Annotated in this window: 14 protein-coding genes; 3 read left to right on the top strand and 11 right to left on the bottom strand. The window is 43.4% G+C overall.

Annotated features, from left to right (window positions below):
- Window positions 1–75 precede the first annotated feature (75 nt).
- A complete protein-coding gene (locus MNR06_RS11985) occupies window positions 76–1,350 on the top strand; it encodes an MFS transporter (RefSeq protein WP_330220890.1) in 1,275 nt (424 codons plus the stop codon).
- Here MNR06_RS11985 and MNR06_RS11980 read toward each other — a convergent pair whose 3' ends face one another.
- The gene (locus tag MNR06_RS11980; protein WP_243536337.1) at window positions 1,351–2,100 is read right to left on the bottom strand and encodes a hypothetical protein; all 750 of its coding nucleotides are present in this window, start codon (window positions 2,098–2,100) and stop codon (window positions 1,351–1,353) included. It lies immediately after the preceding gene.
- Between the two features lie 54 nt (window positions 2,101–2,154).
- On the opposite strand from MNR06_RS11980, the gene MNR06_RS11975 reads away from it, so the two are divergent.
- Window positions 2,155–3,825 (top strand): glycoside hydrolase family 3 protein, encoded by a 1,671-nt coding sequence (locus MNR06_RS11975; protein ID WP_243536335.1) that lies wholly within the window; start codon window positions 2,155–2,157, stop codon window positions 3,823–3,825.
- Between the two features lie 92 nt (window positions 3,826–3,917).
- On the opposite strand, the gene atpC is transcribed toward MNR06_RS11975, so the two are convergent.
- From atpC to MNR06_RS11925, 10 genes are all read right to left on the bottom strand, one after another.
- Complete coding sequence (gene atpC / locus MNR06_RS11970; protein WP_243536334.1) at window positions 3,918–4,331, bottom strand: ATP synthase F1 subunit epsilon; 414 nt, start codon at window positions 4,329–4,331, stop codon at window positions 3,918–3,920.
- Between the two features lie 60 nt (window positions 4,332–4,391).
- Window positions 4,392–5,798, bottom strand: a complete 1,407-nt coding sequence (gene atpD / locus MNR06_RS11965) for a F0F1 ATP synthase subunit beta (RefSeq protein ID WP_243536332.1) — start codon at window positions 5,796–5,798, stop codon at window positions 4,392–4,394.
- Between the two features lie 11 nt (window positions 5,799–5,809).
- Window positions 5,810–6,694 carry an ATP synthase F1 subunit gamma gene (atpG, locus tag MNR06_RS11960; protein ID WP_243536330.1) on the bottom strand — a complete coding sequence of 295 codons (885 nt, stop codon included), beginning with the start codon at window positions 6,692–6,694 and terminating at the stop codon, window positions 5,810–5,812.
- Between the two features lie 12 nt (window positions 6,695–6,706).
- On the bottom strand, window positions 6,707–8,233 hold the full coding sequence (atpA, locus tag MNR06_RS11955; protein ID WP_243536328.1) for a F0F1 ATP synthase subunit alpha: 1,527 nt from the start codon (window positions 8,231–8,233) through the stop codon (window positions 6,707–6,709).
- 2 nt (window positions 8,234–8,235) lie between these two features.
- Complete coding sequence (gene atpH, locus MNR06_RS11950; RefSeq protein WP_243536325.1) at window positions 8,236–8,784, bottom strand: ATP synthase F1 subunit delta; 549 nt, start codon at window positions 8,782–8,784, stop codon at window positions 8,236–8,238.
- Window positions 8,785–8,787: 3 nt separating this feature from the next.
- Window positions 8,788–9,336 (bottom strand): ATP synthase F0 subunit B, encoded by a 549-nt coding sequence (locus tag MNR06_RS11945; protein WP_243536323.1) that lies wholly within the window; start codon window positions 9,334–9,336, stop codon window positions 8,788–8,790.
- A 14-nt stretch (window positions 9,337–9,350) separates the two neighbouring features.
- A complete protein-coding gene (locus MNR06_RS11940; protein WP_243536321.1) occupies window positions 9,351–9,782 on the bottom strand; it encodes an ATP synthase F0 subunit B in 432 nt (143 codons plus the stop codon).
- A gap of 93 nt (window positions 9,783–9,875) precedes the next feature.
- On the bottom strand, window positions 9,876–10,241 hold the full coding sequence (locus tag MNR06_RS11935; protein ID WP_243536319.1) for a bactofilin family protein: 366 nt from the start codon (window positions 10,239–10,241) through the stop codon (window positions 9,876–9,878).
- A complete protein-coding gene (locus MNR06_RS11930; protein ID WP_243536317.1) occupies window positions 10,232–11,254 on the bottom strand; it encodes a ParB/RepB/Spo0J family partition protein in 1,023 nt (340 codons plus the stop codon). Before MNR06_RS11930 ends, MNR06_RS11935 begins: the two co-directional genes overlap by 10 nt.
- Window positions 11,247–12,080 (bottom strand): ParA family protein, encoded by an 834-nt coding sequence (locus MNR06_RS11925; protein ID WP_243536315.1) that lies wholly within the window; start codon window positions 12,078–12,080, stop codon window positions 11,247–11,249. The genes MNR06_RS11930 and MNR06_RS11925 overlap by 8 nt, the downstream gene beginning before the upstream one ends.
- Window positions 12,081–12,160: 80 nt before the next feature.
- Here MNR06_RS11925 and MNR06_RS11920 point away from each other — a divergent pair, with 80 nt between their 5' ends.
- Window positions 12,161–12,703 (top strand): baseplate J/gp47 family protein, encoded by a 543-nt coding sequence (locus MNR06_RS11920; protein WP_243536313.1) that lies wholly within the window; start codon window positions 12,161–12,163, stop codon window positions 12,701–12,703.
- The last annotated feature ends 3 nt before the right edge of the window (window positions 12,704–12,706 follow it).

Raw genomic sequence — 12,706 nt, 5'->3', positions numbered from 1 at the left:
GCTTGTACTGAGTTGGTTAGAAATTTTTGACTAACTGGCTTTTTCTCTTCAGACCAAACCATTAAAGGAATTTCTGTGAATTCTAAATTAGGTAAAAACTTTTTTTATTATAATATCGGGCAGCTGGTTTCTTCTCTTGGTGATGTGACTGCTTACATCGCACTATCCTGGTGGGTTTTGCAAAAGTCTGGATCCGCGCTGCAATTTTCAATGATCTTAGCACCCGTTGCCGCGATTCAGATTTTTTTGCCGCCCTTAATTGCGCCTTTGGTAGACCGATATTCAAGAAAAGCGATTATGATTCTTTGTGATGTATTAAGGCTTTTCACGTCACTATCTGTGTTCCTAATGATGCACTTTGATTATTTTAATATTTCTGCTTTAGTTTTTATTTCATGTCTTGGCGCTATTTTCACTGCGGGTTTTGAGTCTTCGGTTGCAGGGCTTACTAAATTTCTGGTGAGTGAAAAAGATCTTCCTTCGGGTATGCAAACCGCTCAGGTGTTTTCAGGTCTAAAAAGCTTCGTCAATCCTGCAGTTTCAGGAACCATTCTTGGTTTATATGGTCCGGCGATGGCTGTGCTTTTTAATATTGCCTCTTATGGTTTTGCCCTACTTTTCAACTCCCTACTTGAATTAAAAGGTCCCATCCTTAGTAAAACCTCATTAACTTCAAAAGAATCGTTTGCTCTCTGGTGGAAAGACTTGCACGCAGGATTTTCATCCCTTTTTCAGGCAAAAGTGATTTTTCATGCATTACTTTTATCGGCAACTTTTCAATTCATGTTTTCTCATCTTCACGTAACTTTGCCTGTTCTAATCCTTAAGGAACGCATGCTTCCTGCCTGGAATTTAGGTGTTGTTGAATCTGCACTGGGTATTGGTGCTATGGTTGGTGCAGTTACATTGGGCAATGGACAAAAAATGCTTCCGGGTAGATTGCTTTGGGTCGTTTCGTTTATCTTGGCCGGCGCAAGCATCTTCCTTTTAGGCTTCAGTAAAAGTTTAGCGATCGGTGTGGTAGTTCTTTTTGCCTCAATGATTTTTATGTCCTGGTTGAACATTCAATTTCAAACAAAGATCTCAGTTGCTATCCCAGCGCAATACGTAGGAAGAATTTTTACATTCATAGGCGTTTTTATGTCTGGGACGCTTCCCATTGGGATTAGCATGGCCGGCGGGCTTGTTGAAAAGTATGGGGCTAGCACAGTCATTGCTTCAAGTGGAATTACGGCAATACTATTGTTTCCACTAATTTTCCTCGTACCATTTTTGAATACTTTTTTGACTAAACCAAATGAGGAGCTTGCCGGATTTATTGCTGAAAAGTATCCTCAAGCCTTTAAGTAACTAAAATTCCAAGCGAAGGGCACCACCGTAAATCATGTCGGTTTCAGTGTTCGCATCATCAGTGGCGTTGGTCTTAGCGTATTTTGTAGCATAGACGTCGATGAATGTGTTTTCTAGTCCCCAATTGAACGTCGTATTTTTGGCAGTTTCATAATCTAGCCAATCAAGTTGCAATAGCAATCCTACCGTGTAGTTCATGCCCATTTGGGTCTCGGCGGAAAAACTTGTTGTGGGGTTTGTTTCGGCGATTGTCATCTTCCAGATATTTAAGCCGATATAGGGTGCTACGATGGGCTCGTTCATAATCATGTCTAGTGTGAACTTGAACCCTACACCCGTCTTTGTAACATCCATGGTTCTTTCTTCGCCGCTGTCTTCTCCGGTTACATTGCCCTTACCGTATTGGATACCGAAGGCTAAGGAACCAAGGGCGAAATTGTATTTATAATCTACACCTAAATACATCAACGCAATCGGAGCGGTGCCAAACATATCCCCATAAGTTTTTGCATCTATGGCTGAGATATAATTTTTTAACTCTAAGCTTTCGTATCCCAGCGTCACGTAGGAACCGTGGTTTTCTCTTCTTTCCTTATACGGTGCCAAGTAATCCTGATAAACCTCGACCTCAACAAGTGGTTGCTTGGTATCTGTGGCAGGCACTACTGCTTCCTCGGCAAAAGCAAATGAAGAGCATAGAATTAGAAAAAGGAAAGGAACTATTGATCTAAGACTTTGGTGCAAATTCATGCTAACTCTCAAATCTCGCCTATCTTCGTAAAGGCGCGATGATATTCTAGTCGTATGGGTAAGTATATCAGGGAAATCATTCAGAATTTTAGTCTTAGTCTGCTGATATTTTTATTTCCCCACCTTGTTCTAGCTTCTGAGTCCAAGACTGCACCAAATCTTCAAAAAATTATCACCGAAAAAATCGCGCAGATGAGCCTTGAAGAAAAAGTAGGACAACTTTTTATCATCGGCTTTCCGCAAAAAGAAATCGGACCGGATCTTGAAAAGTTCTTATCTGAGTATAAACCGGGTTCCTTTCTTTTATTTAAACGCAATATCACTTCTGGTGAACAGATTCGCGATCTGAATAACCAGCTTTACCGCAAAAGTTATCTTTATACGAAGCTGCCACCGTTAATTGCCATTGACCAAGAAGGTGGCACAGTGTCGCGTCTGCCAATTAAGCCTGCCCCACCGAATGCCCTTGCGATTGGACAAACGCAGTCGCCACTCTTAGCCGAAGAGATGGGTTATCAAACCGGTCTTTTCCTGCGCGAAGTGGGTTTTAATATGAACCTTGCACCTGTGCTTGATGTTTCTGATCCGCTGACGGGAAGTTTTATTGGAGTTCGATCTTTTGGCGCGAATCCAAAAATAGTTGGTGAGATTGGTGTGGCTTATTCTAAAGGTCTTTTAAAAGCGCGCGTGATTCCTACAGCAAAACATTTTCCGGGAACTGGAAACCTGAAGGCGGATCCTCATCATAGTGTGGTGATGAATAAATCTTCGCTTGAAACTCTGCAATCGCGAGATCTAAAACCTTTTGAAGCTTACAATTCGTTAGGTGAAAACATCGCAGTGATGCTGTCGCATTTAATTTATCCCGCTCTTGATAAAAGCAATGAGCCCGCGAGTTTTTCCAAAGAGATATCTACAGTCTTACTTCGTGAGAAAATGAAATTCGCAGGCCTTGTAGTGACTGATGACTTACAGATGCAAGGTTCAAAACAGCTATTGCGACCAGAAGCTGCGGCTTTGAAGGCTTTGCAGGCTGGCGCTGATGTCGTGATGTTAACTTGGTCGTTTGAAGATCAAGCAAAGGCTTTTGATTTTGTGAAAGCTGCGGTTAAAAATAACGAACTTCCAGAAACGGATCTTAATAAAAAACTAAGCCGTATTCTTACGGTAAAAGCCTTCGCAAATCTGTATCGCAGAAATCCGCATCAACCTTCCCTGCTTGCTGGTCCCGTCATGACTTCGAAAAGTTATGCAAAAGTGGAAGAAAATATCTTAGATCAAAACTTAAAAACAAATTTGATAGCTCGGGAACAGCAAACCAAAGAGCGCACACCCTCTTCGATTTCAAAAGTCTGCGTGCTGTCGCCGTCTTCCACTTTTAATAGTTCATTTAAAAAGACCGCTAAGAAAGAAACCAAGGTTCTACTATTAAGCGCTAAAAGTACTTCTGAAGAAATCACGGCTTGGATCAATAAAGAAAATTGTCCTGCCTCTGTAATCGCCGTCACTGGCCCTAAAACAGCAACAACCGTAAAAGCCTTGTCCGAAGACCTAAGAGGCACTTTGATCGTCGTAAACCTAGGTTCCCCGCGTTTATTCAACGAAGGGAAGGGTTACCGCAAAGTTCTGCAGCTCTATTTTAACCACAAGGATTCTGGCAAAAAGGTCGCTCAGCATTTAGATGAAATATTAAACGCCAATACGTCCCACTATGTCCTTCGATAGGAACTATCCACGCATAATCCGCGCTTCTCGACAAAAAAACAAAAGGCCCCTTTTCAGGAGCCTTTCATTCAAATCAAAATTTAAATTTCTGATTACTTCTTTAAGCTAGAACCCACGTCGATTTTCGCGCGTGCTCTTGCCCATTCACGTTGATACTCAGTCCACTCTTCGTCAGTGATGGATTCATTCATCACTTTTTTCTCAGAGTCAGCTAAGTAAGCTTTCGCTGCTTCAACGTCAATCTCTTCTGGCAATTCAGCGATGTTCGCTAGAATGTTCACGCCTTCAGGACTTACTTGGCAATAACCCCAGCTGATAACTGCGATTTCTTGCTTTTCTTTTCCTTTAAGTTTCCATTTCATCACGCCAGTTTCAAGTGTCGTGATCAAAGGCGCGTGACCAGGAAGAATGTTAAGCTCTCCCTTGAATGCAGGAACAGTCACCTCTTCAACCTCTTGGCCTACTAGGATGCGCTTTTCCGGAGTCACGATAGTTAATTTAAACATATCTCAGCCTTTCAACAGGCAAGCTGAAAATCAGCCTGCCCTTGTGAGGAAGAGCAAGGATTAACCCTGCAACTTCTTCGCTTTCTCGACAACGTCTTCGATTGTTCCAACAAGGTAGAACGCTTGCTCTGGAAGAGCATCGTGTTTACCGTCAAGGATTTCGCGGAAACCTTTAACAGTGTCCTTGATATCAACGTATTTACCAGTAAGACCAGTAAACTGCTCAGCAACGAAGAACGGCTGAGACAAGAAACGTTGGATTTTACGAGAACGAGATACAACAAGTTTATCGTCTTCAGACAACTCGTCCATACCAAGGATCGCGATGATGTCTTGAAGTTCGCGGTAACGTTGCAACAATGCTTGAACGTCACGAGCGCACTTATAGTGCTCTTCGCCGATTACGTTTGGATCAAGCAAACGTGAAGTTGAAGTCAACGGATGAACCGCAGGGAAGATCGCCATAGCAGCGATATCACGGTCAAGGTTTGTCGTTGCATCCAAGTGAGTAAATGTAGTTGCAGGAGCTGGATCCGTGTAGTCATCGGCAGGTACGTATACCGCTTGAACTGAAGTGATCGAACCTTTTTTAGTAGATGTAATACGCTCTTGCAAAGCACCCATTTCAGTCGCCAAGTTTGGTTGGTAACCTACCGCAGATGGGATACGGCCAAGAAGTGCAGACACTTCGGCACCCGCTTGAGTAAAGCGGAAGATGTTATCTACGAAGAAAAGAACGTCTTGGTTTTCAACGTCACGGAAGTATTCCGCAACAGTCAAACCAGTCAATGCAACACGCGCACGTGCTCCAGGAGGTTCATTCATTTGACCGAATACTAGCGCTGTCTTAGCGATAACGCCTGATTCTTTCATCTCTCTCCAAAGATCGTTACCTTCACGAGTACGCTCACCTACACCGGCGAATACAGAGAAACCACCGTGCTCAGTCGCGATGTTACGAATAAGTTCTTGGATAAGTACTGTTTTACCTACGCCCGCACCACCGAACAAGCCGATCTTTCCACCTTTTGCGTATGGAGCAAGAAGGTCAACGACCTTAATACCAGTCATAAGCATCGCTGCAGAAGTAGCTTGGTCTTCGAATTTAGGAGCAGATCTGTGGATGCCCCAGTGTTCTTTTGCGTTTACTGGACCCGCTTCATCGATTGGTTCACCGATAACGTTGATGATACGACCCAAAGCCTCGCGGCCTACTGGTGCAGTGATCATGTTGCCAGTTGGTTTTACTTTTTCGCCACGAACTAAACCTTCAGTTTGGTCCATAGAGATAGTTCTTACAACAGAGTCACCCAAGTGCTGAGCAACTTCTAGAACTAGGTTGAATTCAGAGTCAGAGATAAATTTGTTAGTTACGCGAAGAGCAGAGTTGATCGCCGGAAGTTCTCCGCCTTCAAACTCTACGTCCACTACGGGACCCATTACTTGTTTTACTTTACCGAATGCCATTATTCAGCTCCCTATTTAAGCGCTTCCGCGCCCGATACGATTTCAGTCAATTCTGTAGTGATTTTTTCTTGTCTCAATTTATTGTATGTCAGCGTGAGTTTGTTGATCATATCACGCGCATTGTTTGTCGCGTTTTCCATCGCGCTCATACGAGCACCATGTTCACCGGCAACAGACTCAGACATAGTTCTGTAAACTTGAAGGTCGAAATGCTTTTCAAGAAGTTGTGCAACAATCTTCTCTGGAGCTGGTTCGAAAATCATATCTACTGAGAACGCTGCAGTTTGTTCAGCTTCTGTGTTGAAAGCGCTTAATTCCATATTGATTGGAAGAAGAGTTTCACAAACAACAGACTGAGAAATAGCAGATTTAAATTCGTTATGAATGATACGAACTTCGTCGTATGAACCTTCAAGGTAATCATTCATCACGCGATTTGCGACTTTAGAAGCCAGTTCGTAAGAGATGTCTTTATCAAGCTTGGTGATGTAATCAACTGCCTTGATGCCTCTCTTAGCGAAATAGTCGTGGGCCTTACGACCTACGAACAAGAAATCGATTTTCTCTAGCTTGCTTTTGTTCTCGTTAATGTAGTTCTCAGTGAATTTGTTGATATTGCTGTTGAAGGCTCCGCAAAGACCTCTGTCAGAACTAATAACCACAAGTAAAACATTTTTTACCTGAGCCTTAGTCTCCATCAAAGGATGCGTCACCTTGTTAGTCACAGCGATATCCGCAATCACCTTACGCAAAGTTAGAGCATAAGGACGCATATTAACGATGTTATTCTGCGCCTTTCTCAACTTCGCAGCAGACACGAGCTTCATAGCTTTCGTGATCTGCTGGGTGTTTTTAGTGGACTCAATTCGAGCCCGGATATCCTTCAAACTTGCCATTTAAGCACCAAATTACTTCTTAACAGAAGGTTGGAAGATTGCTTTAAACTCGCCAAGAGCATTAAGAAGAGTTTTCTTAGTGTCGTCAGCAATAGCTTTTTTCTCGCTAATAGTTTTAAGAATTTCTGGGTGCTTGCTGCGCAAGAAGTCCATAAGTTCTTTTTCGTATTTTTTAACGTCAGTCTCTGGATAAGCGTCCACGAAACCGTTGTTCGCTGCGAAGATCATAGCGATTTGCTCTTCCACTTTTACTGGAGAGTATTGACCTTGTTTAAGAACTTCAACAAGACGACGACCACGCGCCAATTGTTGTTGAGTTGCTTTATCCAAGTCAGAAGCAAACGCTGCGAAAGCTTCCATCGCGCGGAACTGAGCAAGTTCAAGTTTCATAGAACCCGCAACTTGTTTCATCGCTTTGATTTGAGCCGCACCACCTACGCGCGATACTGATTTACCTACAGAGATCGCTGGACGGATACCTTTATAGAACAAGTCTGATTCAAGGAAGATCTGACCGTCAGTGATAGAGATAACGTTTGTAGGAATGTAAGCAGAGATATCGCCCGCTTGTGTCTCGATGATTGGAAGAGCAGTCAATGAACCGCCACCTTTATCAGCAGACAATTTAGAAGCACGCTCTAACAAACGGCTGTGAAGATAGAATACGTCCCCTGGGTACGCTTCACGTCCTGGAGGACGGCGAAGTAGCAAGGAAACTTGACGGTAAGCTTGAGCTTGTTTCGTCAAATCATCGTATACGATAAGAGCATGTCTGCCAGTATCACGGAAGTACTCAGCCATTGCAGTACCAGAGTATGCAGCCAAGAATTGAAGTGGAGCTGGATCAGATGCATTCGCTGCGATGATAGTCGTGTACTCAAGAGCACCCGCTGCACGCAATTTTTCAACCACTAGAGCAACAGTCGATTGTTTTTGACCGATAGCTACGTAGAAGCACTGAACGTTTTGACCTTTTTGATTGATGATAGTGTCAACCGCGATTGCTGTTTTACCAGTTTGACGGTCACCGATGATCAACTCACGTTGGCCACGGCCGATTGGTACAAGAGCATCGATCGCCTTGATACCAGTTTGAAGAGGTTCTTCAACTGGATGACGGTAAACGATACCAGGAGCTTTTAATTCAACTACGCGGCTGTGAGGTGTGTTGATAGCACCGCGACCGTCGATTGGGTTTCCAAGAGCGTCAACTACGCGACCAAGAAGAGCTTCACCAACTGGAACTTGAACGATTTTCTTTGTTCTCTTAACAGTGTCGCCTTCTTTAATGTGACGGTCTTCACCGAAGATAACCACGCCCACGTGACCTTCTTCAAGGTTCAATACCATCCCGAATACTTCACCTGGGAACTCTACTAGTTCACCGGCCATTGCATTTTCAAGACCGTAAATACGGGCAACACCGTCCCCTACGGAAAGAACGCTACCTGTTTCGCTTACTTCAATCTTTTTGTTGTATTGATTGATTTGTTCTTTGAGAACACGACTGATTTCGTCAGCACGAATTTGTGTTTCCATTGTTAGTTGGCTCTCCTGTTTAATTCTTCATTCAATTTTTTTAAGTGTGTGTCGATGCTGTCATCGAAAGTCCATCCGCCAACATGGGCAACTACGCCGCCCAAAAGCTTAGGGTCTTGTGTGTAAGTCAATACGATCTTCTTATTAAGAACCTTACTGATTTTACCTTCGATATCTTTTTGTGCTTCAGCTGACAGAGGCTGAGCAGATTGAACTACCCCACGAGTCACGCCTTCTTCGATGTCCAATAATTCTTGGACAGCAAGAACAACTTGCTCAAGAGCTTCCAAACGACCTTTTTCAGCCAAAAGAACGATGGTGTTCATCACTTCTTCAGACACGCTTTTACCAGTAAGAGCCGCTTTTACCGCAGTCACTTTTTGGTCAGAGCTGATCATTGGATTTTCAAAATAACTTTTCACTGAAGCATCGCTAGCGAATGCTTGAGCTACGGCTTGCAGCTCTGCAAATGCTTTAGAGTGCGTGCCCTTTTGTTTTACGACTGCCAAAAATGCTTTGGCGTATCTTTTAGAAACTTCGCTGGCTCTCATCGCCTATACTCCGAGGTGATTGATGAATTCTTTTTGCAACTTTTGTTGGTCGTTAGAACCAAGATCTTTAGTCATAACGGTGCGAGCTGCTTCTAATGAATCTTTTAATAATTGTTCGCGAAGCTCAGTTTGTGCGCGTTGCACCTCAAGCTTCACTGTTAGCTCTGCATCTTGGCGGATGCGTTTACTAACTTCTGCAGCTTCAGCCATGATTTGCGCTTTTAGTTCTGCAGAATGAGTTTCAGCTTTTTTCAAAGACTCGGCACGAGTGTTTTCAAGAGTCTCAAGCTTGTGTTTGATTTCTACGAATTCTTTTTCAGCTTGCTCACGAGCGAATGCAGATTTTTGAGCTGCTTCTAAGTAAGCTGCTTTTCTTCCAGAGAAGAAAGAAACCACAGAATCTTTTGTGAAATAAATAAGACCAGCAACCAAAATAGTTACGTTGATCAATTGATAGATAACTACTTTAGGTACACCTTCGCCGTGTGCGCCGCCAGCTGCGAAAACTGCCGCAGGAGCTAGGATGATGAAAAGGTTTAAAAGCAATTTCATGATGAAGCCCTACCTTATGTTAATAACTTTTTAGTGATAGACATCGCCACATTTGGAACTTGAGTTTTTAACTCTGCAGTTGCCGCTTGAACCGATGTAGTGATTTGCGTGCGGTTGTCATGAACTAACTTTTCAGCTTCAGCGCGAGCTTTGCTTACCAGTAATTCATAGTCTTTGTTAGCCGCAGATTTTGCGCCATCAACGATCGTTTTGATTTCAGCATTAAGCTGGCGTGCACCCGCTTCGTACTTACTAGTTAATTCGATAGATTTGTTTTGATATTCCAAAGCAAGGTCTTCGCCCCCTTTGGTTCTGTTTTGTCTTTCTTCTAAAGCGTGCGCATATGGTGCGAACACAACTTTGCTAAGAAAGATCAATGCAATAGCGAAAAGAACGAACTGGAAGGCTGCTGTGGTATTGATACCTAGTTGTCCAAAAATGTCCATTTAGTTGAAATCCCTACTAGTTTTTTGTGCTTCGGAATTAGCATTCGAGCTAGCAGGGGGTCAAGACGTATTTCTAACTGATAATGTTCTTGCCTAGGACTTAGGCATATAGGACGCACCCTCAAATACGACGCCTTCATCTATGCGTAAACTTGGGGATGTAACAGTACCTTTAAAAATTGCGGGAGGGTGCATAATAACTCGGCGACGGGCAAAAAGATTTCCTTCAACCCGGCCGCTAATAACAATAGTATCGGCTTCAATTTGGGCTAACACGGTGGCGCCCTCATTAATTACGATAGTGTCTTTGGTGAAGATTTCCCCTTTAAAGTCCCCGCCGATTTGCACGGTGCCTTCAAAACTGAGCTTTCCTTCGAAATGAGTCCCCTGGTCAAGGATTGCAGTCACATGACCAGAAAGATGATCTTCTTGAAGTGAGGGAGGAAATGCTACTGCCATCCTTCTTTAAGCCTATCTACAAACTGCGTAAGTTCGTCGTCAGAATAGAAATGAATACTGATTTTACCTTTTGAGTTGGAATAATCAATGTTCACTTTTGTTCCCAGGATCTTTTGCAGCTCATCGCTTAATCCAGAAATTAGACGCTGAGTTACGTTTGAATCGAAAGTTGGTACTTCTAACTCTTCTTCGTCACCTTTTACGATGGCTTGAACCATTTTTTCTAACTTACGAACCGCGATTTTTTCGTTCACCACTTTTTTCGCTAATTCGATTTGTTTTTTCTGTTCAGGCAAAGAAAGAAGAACCTTCGCATGACCTACTGAAAGGGTGTTTTCAGAAATCATGGTTTTAACTTCTTCAGGCAAAGATAATAGGCGAACTGCATTGGCTACAGTCGCACGATCTCTTCCCACCTTTTCAGCTACTTGCTGTTGCGACAATTTGAACTCAGAGATTAGGCGAGAATATCCTTCTGCCTCTTCAATTGGATTCAAATCTTCACGTTGAATATTCTCAACAATGGCTAATTCAAGGGCTTCTTTGTCTGTGAAACTTCTAAGGATAACTGGAACTTCATGCAAGCCCGCTAGTTGAGCAGCTCTCCAACGGCGTTCACCGGCTACGATTTCAAGCTTTCCTGAAGTCGTACGGCGAGCCACGATCGGCTGGAGGATTCCGTTTTCTTTAATAGACTGAGCAAGCTCTTGAAGCGGCTCTTTTTCAAAATGCTGGCGCGGTTGATACTGGCCAGATTGAAGTTTATCAATTCCCACCTTCCAGATTTTGCTTTCCGGATCCACGGGAGGGGCTACCGGAGCAGGTGCTGGAGTTGGATTTTGAATAGTCGTCGTTGCGGTCGCTGCTGTTACGGGAGGAGCGATGGGTGCTTTTACTTCAACTGTTGGTTTTGCTACTGGGATATCTGCTGGTGCAGGTCCGCCCAATAAAGATCCTAAGCCGCGGCCAAGACCCTTCTTTTTGTTTGTTGATTCAACAGCAATATCAGACATTTACTTCCCCTTCGTAAGCATGTTGTTCTGCCTTTGGCGCCACTTCAGGAGTCACTTTTTGCTCTGAACGAGCAATAACTTCCTTAGCTAGCTCCAAATATCGGATCGCACCTACGGATTTGCTGTCGTATTCAAGGATGGATTGACCATGGCTAGGTGCCTCGCTGAGGCGCACATTTCTTGGAATGATGGCGTTAAAAACTTTCTCGCCAAAATGATTTTTGATTTCAGTGACTACTTGATGACTCAAGTTATTGCGCACATCAAACATAGTCAAAACGATGCCTTCAATATGCAACTGAGGATTCAAATTCTTTTTGATTAGTCCTGCAGTATTCAAAAGCTGACTAAGCCCCTCAAGTGCATAGTACTCACACTGAAGTGGAACCAGGAAAGAGTCAGCAGCATTCAACGCATTTAAAGTTAAAAGACCTAAAGATGGAGGACAATCGATCAATACGAAATCATATTGATCAGCTACGGTTGCAATCGCCTGCTTTAGACGATATTCGCGCTGCGGCATATCAACAAGCTCAATCTCTGCACCAACTAGGTCAGGATTAGCCGTGGATATCTTCAAGTTGCCATTTGAAGTATTCTGAGTAGCCTCGGTCAGAGTCTTTTCGCCGATGAGTACGTGGTAGCTATTATTATCCTGGCTTTCGTAGCGTTTGATACCCAAACCGCTTGAAGCATTCCCTTGAGGATCCATATCGATCAAGAGTACTCGCTTACCTAGAGTAGCCAGAGCAGAAGAGAGGTTCACAGAGGTAGTTGTCTTACCAACTCCGCCCTTTTGATTTGCTATGCAGATCGTTTTTGCCATTTTTCCTCCTTGAGGTTTAAAAGTCCTGCGTTTTTGAAAAGTTTTCAAGCGGAAAGACTAGTTTTACTGCGCCACACCTTATGTTTTTCATTCAAAATGCCGATGTTCCACGTGGAACAATTGGTTTTATGAGAATAATCAGTCTAATCATCATCAGTTTGTGCCTATTGGCGTGTAATAAGCCCGAAAAAAACCCGGAGCTGCGCGATCCTATTCATTCGGCTATTGAGGCTGAATTAAAAGCTACAGATGTAGCTATTGCGGGCGAACAAAAGACCCTTGCTGATCACGAAAAGACTTTAGCAGACGTTGTTCCCCAAACAGGTCAAATTAAGTACGCCCAAAAGCGCGTAAGAGAATCAAAAGAGAGACTCACGAAGCTTTTGCAAGAAAAGCAGTATTTAGAACTAAAGAAAAAGGCTCGCGCCCGGGATTCAAAGAAATCTTACCTGGCGGCGTTTAAAAAAGGCGAAACATGGCCCGATCCAAAAGAGTGGGATTCTTACCAGGCCGAAGAACGCTTAAGAAAAGCAAAAAGAACCTGGGATGTACAAGAAAGAATAAAACAAGCGGGTTTGGGAAATGAAAAAGCGGGTTCTGCACCCGCTCCATCAGGACATTAATGT

The sequence above is a fragment of the Bdellovibrio reynosensis genome (assembly GCF_022814725.1).
Classification (GTDB): Bacteria; Bdellovibrionota; Bdellovibrionia; order Bdellovibrionales; family Bdellovibrionaceae; genus Bdellovibrio; species Bdellovibrio reynosensis.
This window is presented reverse-complemented; position numbering and strand designations above follow the sequence as displayed.

Bases quoted from the DNA above. Each gene is read 5' to 3' on its own strand.
- atpC (WP_243536334.1), bottom strand. From the start codon at position 4,331: ATGTTTAAATTAACTATCGTGACTCCGGAAAAGCGCATCCTAGTAGGC.
- MNR06_RS11935 (WP_243536319.1), bottom strand. From the start codon at position 10,241: ATGGCAGTAGCATTTCCTCCCTCACTTCAAGAAGATCATCTTTCTGGT.
- MNR06_RS11940 (WP_243536321.1), bottom strand. From the start codon at position 9,782: ATGGACATTTTTGGACAACTAGGTATCAATACCACAGCAGCCTTCCAG.
- atpA (WP_243536328.1), bottom strand. From the start codon at position 8,233: ATGGAAACACAAATTCGTGCTGACGAAATCAGTCGTGTTCTCAAAGAA.
- MNR06_RS11975 (WP_243536335.1), top strand. From the start codon at position 2,155: ATGGGTAAGTATATCAGGGAAATCATTCAGAATTTTAGTCTTAGTCTG.
- atpH (WP_243536325.1), bottom strand. From the start codon at position 8,784: ATGAGAGCCAGCGAAGTTTCTAAAAGATACGCCAAAGCATTTTTGGCA.
- MNR06_RS11925 (WP_243536315.1), bottom strand. From the start codon at position 12,080: ATGGCAAAAACGATCTGCATAGCAAATCAAAAGGGCGGAGTTGGTAAG.
- atpG (WP_243536330.1), bottom strand. From the start codon at position 6,694: ATGGCAAGTTTGAAGGATATCCGGGCTCGAATTGAGTCCACTAAAAAC.
- MNR06_RS11930 (WP_243536317.1), bottom strand. From the start codon at position 11,254: ATGTCTGATATTGCTGTTGAATCAACAAACAAAAAGAAGGGTCTTGGC.
- atpD (WP_243536332.1), bottom strand. From the start codon at position 5,798: ATGGCATTCGGTAAAGTAAAACAAGTAATGGGTCCCGTAGTGGACGTA.
- MNR06_RS11945 (WP_243536323.1), bottom strand. From the start codon at position 9,336: ATGAAATTGCTTTTAAACCTTTTCATCATCCTAGCTCCTGCGGCAGTT.
- MNR06_RS11920 (WP_243536313.1), top strand. From the start codon at position 12,161: ATGTTTTTCATTCAAAATGCCGATGTTCCACGTGGAACAATTGGTTTT.
- MNR06_RS11980 (WP_243536337.1), bottom strand. From the start codon at position 2,100: ATGAATTTGCACCAAAGTCTTAGATCAATAGTTCCTTTCCTTTTTCTA.